Genomic DNA, 14504 nt, shown 5'->3' with positions numbered 1-14504 from the left:
CGCCCGTCCCGCTGGGCGGTTGCCGCTGTCTAAGCCGTGCCGCTTTGCGTTCTGCCGTCGGCCATCTGGCGGGTGACCGCAGCTACGGGCAGCACAGTGGGCCGGTATCTGACCTTCCTATCTGTGCTGTCGATGGCCCTCGCCATCCTGACACTCGGGCTCGTTTACCAGTGGGGCCAGCGTCTTCCTCGCTGGCTCGGCGGCAGACCAATTCCGCCTCGCGCGGTGACACGGCTGACGATCACTGGCAGCCTGCTGCTCGTGGCCATCAGCGCCTACTTCTTCCTGAACCAGGCGTTCCACTTCGTTGATGGGGGTTGGAGTCCGGCCGCGGTGCAGGACGCAGTCGTGCACGATCGACCGGGCTGGGACACCTGGCGGTACGACGTTCCACTGCTCGCCTGGGGCCCGCTGCTGATTGCCGTCGCCCTGGACTTTCGCAGGCGCGCCACGCGGTGAAGGCGACCAGGGCGACGGCTTCGGGCCGAGAGGCAACGCCCAACATCCGGGCAATGACCGCAAGCTGCGGTCGCCCTCACAGTCGGCCTAGCTGGGGTGTGCCGCTCGGTAGCCCTGGCATCAGGCCACCTACCGCTGGAGCAGCCTGTCCGTCTGTCCGGAGTGCGAGGCCGGCCTCCTTGTGCACTTTGATCACGACTGCTTCCAGCAGCCCTGGGAGGAGCCGTGGGACATGAGACACGGCCTAGCTCAGGCGGTAGCCGTACTCGGCGAGTCGGTCGCGGGCGATCTGTAGTTCCTCGTCGGTGAAGAGTGCCGACCAAGGTTCGCGCATGACAAATGCCTCGACGGTGAGGTCGAGGCGGCCCTTCTCCCAGAGGGTGGTAAATCCGCTGGAGACCGAGGACGCGTGCAGGAGTTGCCGGGCCGCGCCGAGCCCGCCGAGCGTGGAGATCATGCGGATGTAGATGGTCGCGTTGTAGTTGATCTCGCGCTTCATGCTGCGGTAGCCGTTGACGAGCGCCTGGTGGAACTTCTTCTCGAGTTCATCGGTCTGCGCGGGCGGCATGCTTTCCGGTTTCTCGGTGGCGGGTGGCACCGTGCGTATGGAGGCTTTCGCCGGCTTGCCGGCTGCGTTGGGGCCAAGTGCGATGTGGTCGACGAGGCCGGTGCCGAGATGCTGTGGGCGCGGCATGCCGCGGGCGCGCAGGCCACGGACCAGGGCGGTATAGATGTCGCGTAGTGAGAGCAGGTCACCAGCGCCGGGGATGCCGTCGTGAAGAACCCTGAGCAGTTCGCCCGTGAAGGCGGTGAATCGTTCACCGGGTGGTGCGACGGATGTTGAGTAGGCCGGTGCGGAGGTGAGGGTGTAGGTACCGCTGATGTCGATCGCAGCGGTGACTGCTGACGAGACGGAGCCCATCGCCGCCGTCGCATGCCCGGAATAGCAGCAGTCGAGGATCAAGATCCGGTTCTTTGCCGGACTTTCGGCTAGGGCCATGCGTAGCCACTCAACGGGAACGGCGGTATAGGCGACGCGGTCGGGATCGGTGTCGGTCACGGCGAGGTGCAGTACGCCGCGAGGAGTGAGGAACCCGTGTCCTGCGTAGTAGACGATCACGGTGTCGTCAGCAGCGTTGACGGTCTCGTCGAGCGCGGCGCCGACCTCGTGCTGGGCTCGCGGGTTGATCAGCTGGCGGCATCGGGCGGGATCTACCACAACGGCGGTCGAGTTGGTGAGCGCTTCCGCTAGTGCGGAGAGGTTATTGGCCACGGAGGGCAGGTCGCTGATCGCGTCGCTCGTGAAGTGCCCCGTTCCGATGAGCAGGGCGTTGGAGAGCCGCGGTTCCGGCAAACGCGCGGTCATGAGTTTTCGCCGGTTGCTTCGTACGCCTCTCGCAGCAGCTGGGCGGCGGTGCCTGCGTTCGCCGAGTCGATCTCGACGCGTCGGGTGCTGTCACCGTTGGTGATTTCGATACTGATTTTGGTGCGACGGGCCGACAGCCAGGCGTTTAGCGTGCCGCCGAGCGCGGCTACCGCTCCGCCACTGCCGAGCGCCACGGTCAACGTCTCGGTGACGCCGCCCATGTCGCCAGTTTTCAGCTCCGCTGCGCCCGACCTGATCCGGCCACGCAACTCGTCGTCACGTTGGATCCAGGAGTAAAGCGACGCCAGTTGGTCACCTGCTCCATCAATGATTGCGATGCTCGTGAGCACCTAAGGAGGATCCTTCATCCGCTACAGAAACGCCATGCAACGACAGTGTCGAATAGGCGACCGACCCGACGCCGTTGTGAGTGAACCTCAAACCCAACAGGGCACGGTCACCGCCGTCATGCAGTGCCCGACGGAGTTGGCGAGTCCCCCATCTGAGCTGCCGCCGAGCCGCCGCAGCTGGACCGCGGCGGTGTCCAGCGGCGATGGCGACGGTGAGCCGGGCGCGACGGCGAGTCGGAGGAGGCGCCGGCCAAGGGGCAGCGGCTCGACCCCGGTCGTTGTCGTGCCCCGCCGTCGCGCAAAGAGCGGGCACAAGCAACCGGCGGCTGCCGTCATTTGGGAATTAGTTGTAGTTCCTCACGAACGACGATCATGGTTTCGTGGTTGAGGTCCCCCCTCGGACACAAACCAAAATTCCACGGTGCGCGCTGAGATCCACTACAGCGCGCACCGTTTGCGTTTCTGTCTGGTAGGTCAGCCGGAGGCCTAGCTGCCGGTAGACCTCGGCTTTGTCGTCGGGATCGGTGTTGCGCAGCACGGTGGCGATGTCGCCGAGCGCTCGGACCAAGTCGGCGATCTAGAAGTGGCTCATCCGGCGTGGCTCCGTCTGCTGGGTCGGTTGAAAATCGGCTTCGGCTTGTGCTCGTTCGGCCGGGTCTCATCCAGCCGGTGATTAGTGCGGGATCTGCGCCGACGTCAAGGGGAGCCCGATACCGCGCGAGCTTCGTGTCACTGGCCGTGCTGGACGCCCGGGCTGCGGCCGTAACTGGCGTGAGTTGATCCACGGGCGGGCCGTCGGCCATGGTGGTGATCGTTTGTTCGAGGTAGTTCGGGGTGAACGCGGATGCCAGCCACTGGTCGAGCGGGTCGGTGAGACCGTCCTCGCGCAGGTAGACGTTGCCGGAGGTGTTCGACCTCGTTGGCGAGGACGTACCCCTGGGAAACGGCAGCGGTGGTAGGCGGCGCCGTGGTTGTACTGGCCCTGCATCCGGCGCTGGCACCCGGCGCAGTAGATCAATCATGAGGTCCCTGAAGTGTTCCGCTCGCTGTCGGATGGCAGGCTCGTGTCCCATGATCGATGATTTCGCGAAGGACTGCCTGCATGGCCGGCTCAAGGGGATCCGGGAGGCACTGGTTTGGAAGCTCGACGGCCTGTCCGAGTACGACATCCGACGTCCCCTGACAGCGACGGGGACCAACCTCCTCGGCCTGGTGAAGCACATGGCGACGTTGGAGGCCTGGTATTTCGGTGAGGTCTTCGGCCGCCCGTCCCCGGATGCGCTGGGGCGATGGCAGGACGCGGACGGCAGCGACCTGTGGGTGACCCCGGGCGAAACCCGCGAACAGATCATCGACTTCTATCAGCGTGCCTGGGCGCATGCGGACGCGACGATTCACGCGCTTCCCCTCGACGCGCCCGGCCACGTGCCGTGGTGGTCGCGGCCGGACGTCAAGCTGTTCGCCATCATGATCCACGTCCTTCAGGAGACGACGCGGCATGCCGGACACGCGGACATCCTGCGTGAGCAACTCGATGGCCGCACCGGGTTGAGGTCTGAGTACGAGGAGCAGATCGACACGGCGGCCCGCGAGGCGTACCGGGCGAAGATCGAGCAGGCTGCGCAGGAAGGGGCGGGCGGCTCGCATCATGCCGGCCGGTCCGAAACGCATGGTGCACCAGCTCCGAGAGGACTGGACGAGACGGCCAAGATCCGGAAAATGCGTGGAATGATCAGCGGGAAGGCGAGCGACTGATCAGGCATCTGTCCTGGTAGGACACAGGTGCAGGCAGGCGTGCCTCAAGGCGCGACCTGTCAGCCGTGAAGACCGGGACCTTGTCGACGAATTACCACGACGTGTTGTTGACGTCGACGAGGCGTACCGCCTCCAGCCCGGGAAGTCCTGGCTGATCCACGAAACGGCGTGCCTCAGCGGCGGCGTGCTGAGGCGATGAACAGCGGGATCGCGAGGAACAGTCTGCCCTCTTGCGCTCGTCGAACCTGATCGGCGGTCCACGCCCCGTGCTGCTCGCGGGTGATCGCTCCGGTCGCGTGCGCGGCGTCGGCAAGCCCGCTGAGCAGCGGCAGCATCATCGCGTCTGTGAACACACCGGTGTGCACCTCAACCGTGGGATCGGCAAAGCCAACCTCCAGCAGCAGGTTGCGGTAGCGGCGAGCTGCCCGTGGGTTCGTGACCAGGTCGGCGCGGGCATGGACGATCGTGCGGGTCAGCGCCGGGTCATCCGCGTCAATGACGAAGGTGTCCCAGTCCTGTCCCGCCAGGACGATGCGGCCGCCTGGCGTGAGGACCCGCCGTGCCTCGGCGAGCGCGCGGGCCGGGTCGGCCAGGTTGTGGAAGACCTTGTCCGCCCGGTATCCGGCCACAGCGGCGTCTGGCACGGGCAGCGCGCACGCGTCGCCGACGCGGAAGTCGACATCGGGCCAGCGCCGCCGGGCCAAGGCGATCATCTCTTCGCTGAAATCCACACCTATTGGTCGCGTGCCTCGTTCGCCGAGTTCGGCAACCGCACGGCCAGTACCGCAGCCGACATCGACGACAGCAGCGTCTGCTGGCAGCGCGAGCAGGTCGAAGGTGCGTGCACGCAGCGCGGCGGCACCAGGCAGCGCGTCGGCGACATCGAGTAGCCGGATCATCGATGCGCTGTCGGTCCGCCGGGTGGGATCAGGGGTCGTGACATGCGCATCACGCTGCTACTTAATGTCGACATGAAGTCAACCGTCAATCCTGGCTCGATGAGCATCGGCGAGATCGCTCGCCGATTCGGTCTCGCCCCGCATGTGTTGCGGCACTGGGAGTCCGTAGGGTTGTTGTCACCGTCGCGGGCGGTGGCCGGCCGTCGCCGCTACGGCGCGGATCACCTCTACCAGATCGCGGTCATCCTGCGCGCGAAGGAGGCCGGGTTCGCCCTGGACGACATCCGGCAGATGTTCGTCGCGCAGGGCCCGACGCAGCGCACAGCTACCTTGCGGCGGCACCGAGCCGAGCTGGCCAAGCGGATCGCGCAGGCCCAGGCATCGCTGGAACTGATCGACTGCGCACTCGCGTGCGATCACGAGGACATCACCCGGTGCCCGCACTTCCAGGCGATGGTGGCCGAACGCATCGGCCTCGACGCGCCCGTGTGACGCCCATCTAGCCGTAGCGCTGGAATTCAGTCCGAGCTGGCGGAGAAGCCGGTGCTCGACGCTCCACTGATCGAGCGTTGGGCCCAGCTGGTACGGCTACTCGCCGACGGCAGCAGGAACAACCCGGTCGGCACCCACAGGTGTGGGTGGCGACGGCTGTCGGGGAGGCCCGGGTATCAACGACAAGAACCTGTACGACGTCCCACCGTCAGGCGGTCGCGGGCGGAGTCTGCAACGCGTCGACGACCACCCGCCATTGGCTCAATCGTTGTCGGTCGTGCAGCACCCGTCGGCGCAGGCGTTACCGTCGCTGTCTGCGGCGGGGGAGCGCAGGGCGGCGCCGGGGGCGCAGCAGGTGTCGCCGCGCCAGGCTTCGCGACCCTCCTTGACTGCGACTGCGGCGATGATGAGGGCGGCGGCCGGGTCGGCCCACCACCAGCCGAAGAGGGAATTGACCGCCAGTCCGACCAGCAGCACCGCGGAGAGGTAGGTGCACAGCAGGGTCTGTTTGGAATCGGCGACCGCTGAGGCTGAGCCGAGTTCCCGTCCCGCGCGGCGCTGCGCGGCCGACAGCACCGGCATGACCGCCAGGGACACCGCAGCCAGGACGAGGCCGATCGTGGAGTGCTCTGCGCGGTCGGCGCCGACCAGGGCGCGCACCGATTCGACGGACACGTAGGCGGCAAGAGCGAAGAACGACAGCGCGATGATGCGTAGCGCGGCGCGTTCGCGTCGTTCGTGGTCGGGGCCGGCGAACTGCCAGGCGACCGCGGCGGCGGAGGCCACCTCGATGACGGAGTCGAGCCCGAAGCCGATCAGCGCGGTCGAGGAGGCCATCGTCCCGGCGGTGATCGCGACGATTGCCTCGACGATGTTGTAGGTGATCGTCGCGGCGACGAACAGGCGCACCCGCCGGATCAGGATCGACCGTCGGGCCGGTGACGGGCCAAGCGACACGAGCGGCAGTGGCCCGCTCATCAGCAGCACTCCTCGGACTCGGCGGCCGGGCAGGCGGCCGGATCGACAGCCAGGACCAGGCCGAGGAGGTCTCCGAGGGCGTGCGCGAGCCGGGCGTCGGCGAGTTCGTAGCGGCTGCGGCGGCCCTCCGGCACGGCGACGACCAGGCCGCAGCCACGCAAGCACGCCAGGTGGTTGGACAGGTTCTGCCGACTCGTGCCCAGCAGGTCCGCCAGGTCGGCCGGATAGCCGGGGCCGTCGCGCAGCGCGAGCAGAAGCCGGGCCCGGACCGGGTCGGACAGTGCATGACCGAAGCGGGCCAGGACCTGTCCGTGCGTCAGCGTCTTCACCACCTGACGGTACATCCAAAGGTGAATAAACGCGACACTGAACTATTTTGCCCGCAAGCCTTGGCGGGGCGAGTGCGCTGGTCCGGCGTCAAGGTACGTCGTCGAGGTGAGGCTCCGTACCCACCGCCTGGAGATGAGCCCGTAACGCCAGCGTGAGTTCGCTCTTGTGCTCATCGCCCACGCGCAGTTCGCGTGAGGGATCCAGGTACCCGAACACCCCACCGCCACGCCGATCGTCAGGAAGATCGGCCATCCGCGGGACGACATGGAAGTGGACGTGGCTGACGCCTTCCTTCTCAGCGAACTGCACCACGTAGGTCTTCATGCACCCAGTCACCGTCCCCAACGCACGAGACAGGCGCACCTGCCAGGCGCCGAGGTCAGCAGCTTCGGCGTCGGTCAAGTCGGCGATGGACGTGACATGCCTGCGCGGGATGAGAACCAACCATCCGGGCAGTGCGGTGTCGATCGCATGCGCCACCCGCCAGTACTCATCTGCAGCGATCCGCTCCCACTCCGGCAGCGCGTCAAACCGGTCATTGTTGTCACACACCCAACAGTTCACGGTCGGCACATTAGACAACAGCGGGTCGATGCAAGAGCTCGACGACTTCTGAAACGCGACCTGGCCCTAGGCCGGCGCGGAGCAGGCCAACAGGGCCGTCTGAGGGCGGCGAGCCGGTGCGGCGAGCCGCGCGACGCCGCCGAGCGCGGCGGGCAACCCACGTCCACGTCGCATGCCATACCTCCTGATCAAAGCGCCGGACGTGACAGTTAACTCTGTTAAATGTGAATTCGCAGTAATGTGTCAGCACTTGGTTCACGGCGTGAAGCAGGCCGCCGGGGCGGCCGGGAGAGGATGGCGGCGGACGTGGACGCCAGACGCACCACCGTGCGCGACATGCGTCGTGCCAACCGGTCGGTCCTGCTCACCCGGATCTGGCTGGACGGCCCGCTGAGCCGCCACGAGCTGGGGCAGTCCACCGCACTGAGCCTGGCCAGCGTGAGCAACCTGGTCGGCGAGATGATCGCCGAGGGCCTGGTCGAGGAGGCCGGCTTGGTCGAGTCCGACGGCGGCCGCCCGCGGGTGCTGCTGCGGGTCGCCCCCGGCTACGGCTACCTGGTCGGAGCCGACGTCGGCGAGACGCGGGTGCAGGTCGAACTCTTCGACCTGGCGATGACGGCCCTCGCCAAGGCGGAGTACCCGATCGCCGCCGCCGAGCCCGACCCCCGGCAGGTCACCGACCACCTGCTGCACGGTCTCACCGCGGTGATCGAGCAGGCCGGCATCGACCCGGCGGCGGTGCTCGGCTTCGGCGTCGCCGTCTCCGGCACCGTCGAGCGCGCCGCCGACGCCGTGGTGCACGCGCAGACCCTCGGCTGGGACGGCGTGCCACTCGGCGCCATGCTGCGCGCCGGCACCGACATCCCGGTGCACATCGACAACGGCGCGAAGACCCTCGGCCAGGCCGAGATGTGGTTCGGTGCAGGCCGCGACGTCCGGCACGCGGTCGTTGCCCTGGTCGGCTCCGGCGTCGGGGCCTGCGTGATGGCCAACGGCGTGGGCTACCGCGGCGCGCACAGCAGCGCCGGCGAGTGGGGGCACACCACCATCGTGTACGGGGGCCGCCGCTGCCGCTGCGGCAACCTCGGCTGCCTCGAGGCGTACGTCGGGGCGGAAGGGGTGCTCGACCGGTTCCGCCAGGCCAACCGCGGTCGCCCGGCGGCCGGCGGCGACGAGGAGACCGCCTTCGGCGAACTGCTGCGCGCCACCAGCCGCACCGCCGCCAAGGTGCTCGACGAGACGGTCGGCTACCTCGGCGCCGGGGTGGCGAACCTGGTGAACCTGTTCAACCCCGAGCGGGTGGTTCTGGGCGGCTGGGCCGGCCTGGCCCTGGGCGAGCGCTACCTGCCGCAGATTCGCGAGGTCACCGCGCGGCACGCGCTGCGCCAGCCGTACGCCCAGACCTCGATCGAGCTGTGCCGGCTCGGACCGGACGCGGTCGCGATGGGCGCGGCCACCCTGCCCATGGCCCGGCTGCTGCGCGACGGCGGCGTGCCGCGCGAGCCGGCCGCCCGGGTGACCTTGGCGCCGGCGCGGCTGGCGCGGCGGCCCCGGTCGCGGGCCCGCTGAGCCACCGGGCCGGCGGCGGGAGTGCCGCCGCCGACCCGGCCCCGGCTTCCAGTGCGGCCGCCCGGGAGATCCCGAGCGGCCGCCCCGAGCGGCCGGGTCAGCGCTCCCCGCGCACCCGCCGGACGGTGTCGCGGTACCACTGCGCGCTGCGCTTCGGCGTACGCCGCTGGGTGTCGTAGTCCACCCGGACGATGCCGAACCGCTTGTCGTAGCCGTACGCCCACTCGAAGTTGTCCAGCAGCGACCAGGCGAAGTAGCCGCGCACGTCCGCGCCGGCCTGCCGGGCCCGGGCCACCGCCCGCAGGTGCTCGGTCAGGTACGCCACCCGGTCGTCATCGGCCACGAACCCGTCGGCGTCCGGCTTGTCGTCGAAGGCCGCCCCGTTCTCGGTGATCACCAGCGGTACGCCCGGGTAGTCCCGGTGCAGCCGGACCAGCAGCTCGGTGAAGGACTCCGGCACGATCTCCCAGTCCATCGCGGTGCGCGGCAGGTCCCGGCGGATCACCCGGCGCACCGGCTTGCCGTGCTCGTCCCGGTCCCGGCCCTGCTCGTCCACCCCGGAGTGGACCTGCCCGAAGTAGAAGTTCACGCCGAGCACGTCGATGGGGGCCGAGATGACCTCCAGGTCGCCCTCCTGCACCGGGATGCGGACCCCCTCGGCGGCCAGGTCGGCCACCACGTCCTCCGGGTAGGAGCCACGGAACACCGGATCGAGGTAGAGCCGGTTGCCCAGCCCGTCGGCGGCCCGGGCGGCGTCCCGGTCGGCCGCGCTGTCGGTGGCCGGGTCGGCGGTGGACAGGTTGACGGTCAGGCCGAGCTCGATCGGGGTGGCCGCCGCCGCACGCAGCCGCTGCACCGCCAGCCCGTGCCCGAGCAGCAGGTGGTGCGCCGCGGCGATCCCGTCGCCCAGGTTCCGCCGGCCCGGGGCGTGGTTGCCGTACGCGTACCCGAGCATCGCCGAGCACCACGGCTCGTTCAGCGTGGTCCAGGTCTTCACCCGGTCGCCGAGGGCGCCGAAGACCAGCTCCGCGTAGTCGGCGAACCGGTAGGCGGTGTCCCGGTTCGGCCAGCCGCCCGCGTCCTCCAGCTCCTGCGGCAGGTCCCAGTGGTAGAGCGTCACCCACGGGTCGACCCCGCGGCCCAGCAGCTCGTCCACCAGGCGGTCGTAGAAGGCCAGGCCGGCCGGGTTGGCCGGCCCGCGCCCGCCCGGCTGCACCCGTGGCCAGGCCACCGAGAAGCGGTAGGTGTCCAGGCCCAGGTCGGCGATGAGCGCGACGTCCTGCGGCATCCGGTGGTAGTGGTCGCAGGCCACGTCGCCGTGGTCGCCGTTGGCCACCGCCCCGGGGACCCGGCAGAAGGTGTCCCAGATCGACGGCGTCCGGCCGTCCTCGGCCACCGCACCCTCGATCTGGTACGACGAGGTCGCCACCCCCCACCGAAAGGTCGGCGGGAGGGTGTCGATCGGGTCGGCCTGCCCGGTGGTGGTCGGGCGGGTGAGGTCGGTGTCCATGGTTCTCCTCGCGGTTGCGGGTGGTTCGGTCGGACGGGGAGCGGGGGTCAGCGGGGGCCCCCGGCGGCGACCGGGTGCAGCCAGCAGGCGACGTCCCGGCCCGGTTCGGCGGCACCCAGTGCCGGCACCTTCTTGTCGCACGGGTCGAACGCTTTCGGACAGCGCGGGTGGAACGCGCAGCCCTCCGGCATGGCCCGCAGGTCCGGCGGTGAGCCGGGAATGCCGGTCAGCTCGCGGCGCGGACCGCGCAGCGCCGGGAAGGAGTGCAGCAACCCCTCGGTGTACGGGTGCAGGGCCCGCCCGTACAGCTGAGCGGCGGGCGCCTCCTCGACGATCCGGCCGCCGTACATGATGGCGATCCGGTCGGAGAACTCGACCAGCAGCGACAGGTCGTGGGTGATGAACAGCACCGCGAAGTCCAGCCGCTCCCGCAGCTCGGCGAGCTGGCCGAGGATCTGCCGCTGCATCACCACGTCCAGCGCGGTGGTCGGCTCGTCCATGATGACCACCTGTGGCTCCAGCGCCAGCGCCATGGCGATCATGACCCGCTGCCGCATCCCGCCGGAGAGCTGATGCGGGTAGCTGTCCAGCCGGTCGGCGGCGATGCCGACCAGGCGGAGCAGGTCCCGGGCCCGGGCCAGCCGACCCGCCGCCGTGCTCTGCGGCTCGTGCGCCTTGATCACGTCGAGCAGTTGGGTGGAGACCTTGTGCACCGGGTTCAGCGAGTTCATCGCACCCTGGAACACGATCGAGGTCTCCGCCCAGCGGAACTTCCGCAGCTGCGCCGGGCTGAGGGTCAACACGTCGACCGGCGGCCCGTCGGCCGGGTGGTAGATCACCTGGCCGCCGCTGACCACGCCGGGCGGCGGCAGCAGCCGGGTCAGCCCGTACGCCAGGGTGGACTTGCCGCTGCCACTCTCCCCGGCCAGCCCCAGCACCTCGCCACGGTGCAGGGTCAGGTCGACGTCGCGGACGGCGTGCACCGCCGCGTCGCCGAGCCCGTAGTCGACCCGCAGTCCACGGATCTCCAGTACCGGATCAGTCATGGTGCGACCTCCTCTCGGGGGACCGGCACCGTACGCGGGGTAGGGGCCAGCACGGGGGTGAAGCCGACCCGCATCCGCACGCTGCGGCCGTCGGCGGTGCGGATCCGGGTCCTGCCGGCGCTGCGCAGCCGGGGGCTGACGAACTCGTCGATGCCGAAGTTGATCAGGGCGAGGGCGGTGCCGAGCAGCGCGATGGCCAGCCCGGCGGGAACGAACCACCACCAGGCGCCCTGCGCGAGGGCCTGCTGGCCCTGGGCCCAGAACAGGATGGTGCCCCAGTTCCAGGACGAGATCGACGAGATGCCGATGAAGGCCAGGGTGATCTCCGACATGACGGCGAAGATGACGGTGCCGACGAAGCCGGACGCGATGATCGCGGTGAGGTTCGGCAGGATCTCGAACAGGATGATGCGCCACGGCCGCTCGCCGGTGGCCCGGGCCGCCTCGACGTAGTCGCGGCGCCGCAGGGACAATGTCTGGGCGCGCAGCACCCGGGCGCCCCACGCCCACGAGGTGCAGCCGATGATGAGCGCGACCAGCGTGTCGCTGGCCTGCTCGACGATCGACGTCACGATGATGATCAGCGGCAGCGCGGGGATGACCAGGAACACGTTGGACAGGGCCGACAGGCCCTCGTCGGCCGCGCCGCCGATGTAGCCGGCGGTCACCCCGATGAGGATGGACAGGATCGTCGCCAGCACGCCGGCCACCAGTCCCACCACCATGACGCTGCGCGCGCCGACCAGGATCTGGCTGAAGATGTCCTGACCGAGGTGGGTGGTGCCGAACCAGTGCCGCAGCGACGGCGCCTGGAGCACGTCGCCGCTGCGCGCGTCCGGGTCGTACGGCGCCACCCACGGCCCGATCACCGCGAAGAGGCAGTAGATGCCGAGGATGACCAGCCCCGTGGTGGCCTTGGCGTTGGCGACGAACCGGAACCGGCGCCGCTTGGCCCGGCCCGGCGCGGCCGACGGCTGAGTCATCGCCCCCTGACCAGGGATGACCTGTTCGATGCTTGACGGTGAGATTGTCATCGCTCAGCTCTTTCGGGTCCGCGGATCGAGAAGCAGGTACGCGACGTCGGCGAGCAGGTTCGCCACCAGCACGGAGATCGTGATGATCAGGAAGATGCCCTGCATCAGCGGGTAGTCCTTGGCGCCAACGGCCTGGAAGAGCTGGTAGCCGAGCCCGGGGTAGGAGAAGACGATCTCGACCAGCAGCGTGCCGCCGACGATGAACCCGAGCGACAGGGCGAAGCCCGAGACGTTGGGCAGCAGCGCGTTGCGGGCCGCGTAGCTGAGGGCGACCCGGCGCTCGGACAACCCCTTCGCGTGGGCGACCGTGATGTAGTCCTCCGAGGAGACGGTGACCATCATGTTGCGCATGCTGAGGATCCACCCGCTCATCGAGGAGACCAGGATGGTGGCGGCGGGCAGGATGCTGTGCTGGATCGCGCTCGGGATGAAGTACCCGTCGAACGCCGGCACCAGGCCCGCCTCGTAGCCGCCGGAGGACGGGAAGAAGCTTCCCGGGCCGGCGAACACGGCGATGGCGACGAGGCCCAGCCAGAAGTACGGGATCGAGGACAGGAACGTGGTGGCCGGCAGCAGGCCGTCGACCCAGGAGCCGCGCCGCCAGCCGGCGCCGACGCCGAGCGCGGTGCCGACGAGGAAGCTGATGATCGTGGTGATGCCGACCAGGCCGACCGTCCACGGCAGGCTGTCGCCGATCACCGTCGACACCGGCGCCGGGAAGAAGGTGAACGACAGCCCCAGGTCACCGTGGAGGAGCTGTCCCCAGTAATGCAGGTACTGCTCCCAGACGTTCTCGTTCGCGTCCAGCCCGAACAGTACGCGCAGCGACTCGATGGCGTCGGCGCTGATCCGGCCCTGGTTGCGCGAGATGAGGGACTGCACCGGGTCGCCCGGGACCAGCCGCGGGATGAAGAAGTTGAGCGTGATGGCCGCCCACGCGGTGAACAGGTAGAAGGCCGTGCGCTGCAGGAGGAATCTCATCGTGTCTCCCCCTGGGTAGCGGCGTCCCGCTCGAGCGCCGCCGGGGGCGGTGGCACGGCCGGATCGGCGTCGGGTGCGGCGGAGCCGGGAGTGTCCGCGGCGACGGTGGCCGGGTCGTAGAGCCAGCAGGCCGCCCAGTGACCGGGCCGGTCGCCGATGGTCAGCCGTGGCGGCAGGTCGGCCGTGCAGCGCCGCATGGCGTGCGGACACCGGGGGTGGAACCGGCAGCCGGCGGGTGGGGTGATCAGGCTCGGCGGCTCGCCCTGACCGCGGTCCTCCCCGGCGGCCGTGTCGACGCCGTCGCCGGTGATGCGGTCGGGGTCCGGCGCCGAATCGGTGAGCAGCCGGGTGTACGGGTGGGCCGGGTTCTGGGTGACGGTCTCGCTGTCGCCGCCCTCGACCATCCGGCCCGCGTACATCACGATCGTCTCGTCGGCGAAGTAGCGGGCCGAGGCGATGTCGTGCGTGATGTAGAGGATGGCGATGTTGAGCCGCTCCTTGAGGTCCTGGAGCAGGTTGAGCACGCCGAGGCGGATCGAGACGTCGAGCATGGAGACCGGCTCGTCGGCGAGGAGCACCTCCGGGTCGGCGCCGAGCGCCCGGGCGATGGCGACGCGCTGCCGCTGGCCGCCGGAGAGCTCGTGCGGGAAGGCGTCCAGGTAGCGCTCGGGCGGGGTGAGGCTGACCCGGGTGAGCAGCTTGCCGAGGGCCGCGTCCAGCTCCTCGGCGCCGCGCCCGGCGTTGCCGTGGATCCGCAGCGACCGGGTGAGGTGGTAGCGGACGGTGTGCACCGGGTTCAACGACGCGAACGGGTCCTGCAGGATCAGCTGGACCCGCCGCACGTACGCCCGGAACGGACGACCGCCGCGCACCCGGGTCGACGTGCCGTGCAGGCGGAGGTCGCCGGCGGTGCGGGGGTAGATCTGGGCCAGCAGCCGGGCCACCGTGGACTTGCCGGAGCCGGACTCCCCGACCAGCGCGGTCACCCGGCCGCGACGCAGCGCGAACGATACGTCGTCGACGGCGTGCACGACTGCCGGCGTCCGGGAGAAGAGGTTACGCAGCCGCCTGCGGACGGGGAAGTGCTTGGTCAGGCCGACGGCCTCCAGCACCACCTCGTCGGCCGGCGCCGCCGCGCTCTCGCTCAACGTCATGCCGAGTTCCTGTCTGA

General features: G+C 69.6%; 14 protein-coding genes and 1 pseudogene. 4 read left to right on the top strand and 11 right to left on the bottom strand.

Annotation, left to right across the window (positions count from 1 at the left end):
* Positions 1–123: 123 nt before the first annotated feature.
* On the top strand, positions 124–459 hold the full coding sequence (locus tag EAD89_RS03700; protein ID WP_147458749.1) for a hypothetical protein: 336 nt from the start codon (positions 124–126) through the stop codon (positions 457–459).
* Positions 460–703: 244 nt separating this feature from the next.
* Here EAD89_RS03700 and EAD89_RS03695 read toward each other — a convergent pair whose 3' ends face one another.
* Both EAD89_RS03695 and EAD89_RS30210 read right to left on the bottom strand, forming a co-directional pair.
* Positions 704–1825 (bottom strand): caspase family protein, encoded by a 1122-nt coding sequence (locus EAD89_RS03695; protein ID WP_121674712.1) that lies wholly within the window; start codon positions 1823–1825, stop codon positions 704–706.
* Positions 1822–2175 (bottom strand): hypothetical protein, encoded by a 354-nt coding sequence (locus EAD89_RS30210; RefSeq protein WP_147458748.1) that lies wholly within the window; start codon positions 2173–2175, stop codon positions 1822–1824. Before EAD89_RS30210 ends, EAD89_RS03695 begins: the two co-directional genes overlap by 4 nt.
* 1071 nt (positions 2176–3246) lie before the next feature.
* On the opposite strand from EAD89_RS30210, the pseudogene EAD89_RS03680 reads away from it, so the two are divergent.
* Positions 3247–3819 (top strand): annotated as a pseudogene (locus EAD89_RS03680) (DinB family protein); the annotation flags it as partial.
* A 284-nt stretch (positions 3820–4103) separates the two neighbouring features.
* On the opposite strand, the gene EAD89_RS03675 reads toward EAD89_RS03680, so the two are convergent.
* Positions 4104–4829 carry a methyltransferase domain-containing protein gene (locus EAD89_RS03675; RefSeq protein ID WP_121674708.1) on the bottom strand — a complete coding sequence of 242 codons (726 nt, stop codon included), beginning with the start codon at positions 4827–4829 and terminating at the stop codon, positions 4104–4106.
* A 42-nt stretch (positions 4830–4871) separates the two neighbouring features.
* Here EAD89_RS03675 and EAD89_RS03670 point away from each other — a divergent pair, with 42 nt between their 5' ends.
* Positions 4872–5321: a MerR family transcriptional regulator gene (locus EAD89_RS03670; protein WP_199733402.1), complete on the top strand. Its 450-nt coding sequence runs from the start codon at positions 4872–4874 to the stop codon at positions 5319–5321.
* A 261-nt stretch (positions 5322–5582) separates the two neighbouring features.
* Here the strand turns inward: EAD89_RS03670 and EAD89_RS03665 are convergent, their stop codons facing one another.
* The 3 genes from EAD89_RS03665 to EAD89_RS03655 all read right to left on the bottom strand — a co-directional run bounded on the left by EAD89_RS03665 (position 5583) and on the right by EAD89_RS03655 (position 7193).
* Entirely contained in the window at positions 5583–6299 is a 717-nt protein-coding gene (locus tag EAD89_RS03665) for a cation transporter (protein ID WP_121674729.1), read from the bottom strand.
* Positions 6299–6643, bottom strand: a complete 345-nt coding sequence (locus tag EAD89_RS03660; protein ID WP_121674707.1) for a helix-turn-helix transcriptional regulator — start codon at positions 6641–6643, stop codon at positions 6299–6301. The genes EAD89_RS03665 and EAD89_RS03660 overlap by 1 nt, the downstream gene beginning before the upstream one ends.
* Positions 6644–6716: 73 nt before the next feature.
* Entirely contained in the window at positions 6717–7193 is a 477-nt protein-coding gene (locus tag EAD89_RS03655; protein WP_121674728.1) for an HIT family protein, read from the bottom strand.
* Positions 7194–7529: 336 nt separating this feature from the next.
* Here EAD89_RS03655 and EAD89_RS03650 point away from each other — a divergent pair, with 336 nt between their 5' ends.
* Positions 7530–8762: an ROK family transcriptional regulator gene (locus EAD89_RS03650; protein ID WP_233578154.1), complete on the top strand. Its 1233-nt coding sequence runs from the start codon at positions 7530–7532 to the stop codon at positions 8760–8762.
* Positions 8763–8859: 97 nt separating this feature from the next.
* Here EAD89_RS03650 and EAD89_RS03645 read toward each other — a convergent pair whose 3' ends face one another.
* The 5 genes from EAD89_RS03645 to EAD89_RS31315 are packed head-to-tail and all read right to left on the bottom strand — an operon-like array spanning position 8860 to position 14487.
* Entirely contained in the window at positions 8860–10272 is a 1413-nt protein-coding gene (locus EAD89_RS03645) for a GH1 family beta-glucosidase (RefSeq protein WP_121674706.1), read from the bottom strand.
* A 47-nt stretch (positions 10273–10319) separates the two neighbouring features.
* The gene (locus tag EAD89_RS03640; protein WP_121674705.1) at positions 10320–11318 is read right to left on the bottom strand and encodes an ABC transporter ATP-binding protein; all 999 of its coding nucleotides are present in this window, start codon (positions 11316–11318) and stop codon (positions 10320–10322) included.
* Positions 11315–12352, bottom strand: a complete 1038-nt coding sequence (locus EAD89_RS03635; RefSeq protein ID WP_199733401.1) for an ABC transporter permease — start codon at positions 12350–12352, stop codon at positions 11315–11317. The genes EAD89_RS03640 and EAD89_RS03635 overlap by 4 nt, the downstream gene beginning before the upstream one ends.
* Positions 12353–12355: 3 nt before the next feature.
* Entirely contained in the window at positions 12356–13333 is a 978-nt protein-coding gene (locus EAD89_RS03630; RefSeq protein ID WP_121674703.1) for an ABC transporter permease, read from the bottom strand.
* Complete coding sequence (locus EAD89_RS31315; protein WP_121674702.1) at positions 13330–14487, bottom strand: ABC transporter ATP-binding protein; 1158 nt, start codon at positions 14485–14487, stop codon at positions 13330–13332. The genes EAD89_RS03630 and EAD89_RS31315 overlap by 4 nt, the downstream gene beginning before the upstream one ends.
* Positions 14488–14504 lie beyond the last annotated feature (17 nt).

It is taken from the genome of Micromonospora sp. BL4, from assembly GCF_003667505.1.
Lineage (GTDB): Bacteria > Actinomycetota > Actinomycetes > Mycobacteriales > Micromonosporaceae > Micromonospora.
The sequence above is the reverse complement of the archived record's forward strand: the minus strand, read 5'-3'. Positions and strand labels throughout refer to the sequence as shown.

What these genes read in the sequence shown, in the direction of transcription:
- EAD89_RS03675 (WP_121674708.1), bottom strand. Translation starts at nt 4,829, where the DNA reads ATGATCCGGCTACTCGATGTCGCCGACGCGCTGCCTGGTGCCGCCGCG.
- EAD89_RS03645 (WP_121674706.1), bottom strand. Translation starts at nt 10,272, where the DNA reads ATGGACACCGACCTCACCCGCCCGACCACCACCGGGCAGGCCGACCCG.
- EAD89_RS03640 (WP_121674705.1), bottom strand. Translation starts at nt 11,318, where the DNA reads ATGACTGATCCGGTACTGGAGATCCGTGGACTGCGGGTCGACTACGGG.
- EAD89_RS03650 (WP_233578154.1), top strand. Translation starts at nt 7,530, where the DNA reads ATGCGTCGTGCCAACCGGTCGGTCCTGCTCACCCGGATCTGGCTGGAC.
- EAD89_RS03660 (WP_121674707.1), bottom strand. Translation starts at nt 6,643, where the DNA reads ATGTACCGTCAGGTGGTGAAGACGCTGACGCACGGACAGGTCCTGGCC.
- EAD89_RS31315 (WP_121674702.1), bottom strand. Translation starts at nt 14,487, where the DNA reads ATGACGTTGAGCGAGAGCGCGGCGGCGCCGGCCGACGAGGTGGTGCTG.
- EAD89_RS03630 (WP_121674703.1), bottom strand. Translation starts at nt 13,333, where the DNA reads ATGAGATTCCTCCTGCAGCGCACGGCCTTCTACCTGTTCACCGCGTGG.
- EAD89_RS03635 (WP_199733401.1), bottom strand. Translation starts at nt 12,352, where the DNA reads ATGACAATCTCACCGTCAAGCATCGAACAGGTCATCCCTGGTCAGGGG.
- EAD89_RS03695 (WP_121674712.1), bottom strand. Translation starts at nt 1,825, where the DNA reads ATGACCGCGCGTTTGCCGGAACCGCGGCTCTCCAACGCCCTGCTCATC.
- EAD89_RS03670 (WP_199733402.1), top strand. Translation starts at nt 4,872, where the DNA reads ATGCGCATCACGCTGCTACTTAATGTCGACATGAAGTCAACCGTCAAT.
- EAD89_RS03665 (WP_121674729.1), bottom strand. Translation starts at nt 6,299, where the DNA reads ATGAGCGGGCCACTGCCGCTCGTGTCGCTTGGCCCGTCACCGGCCCGA.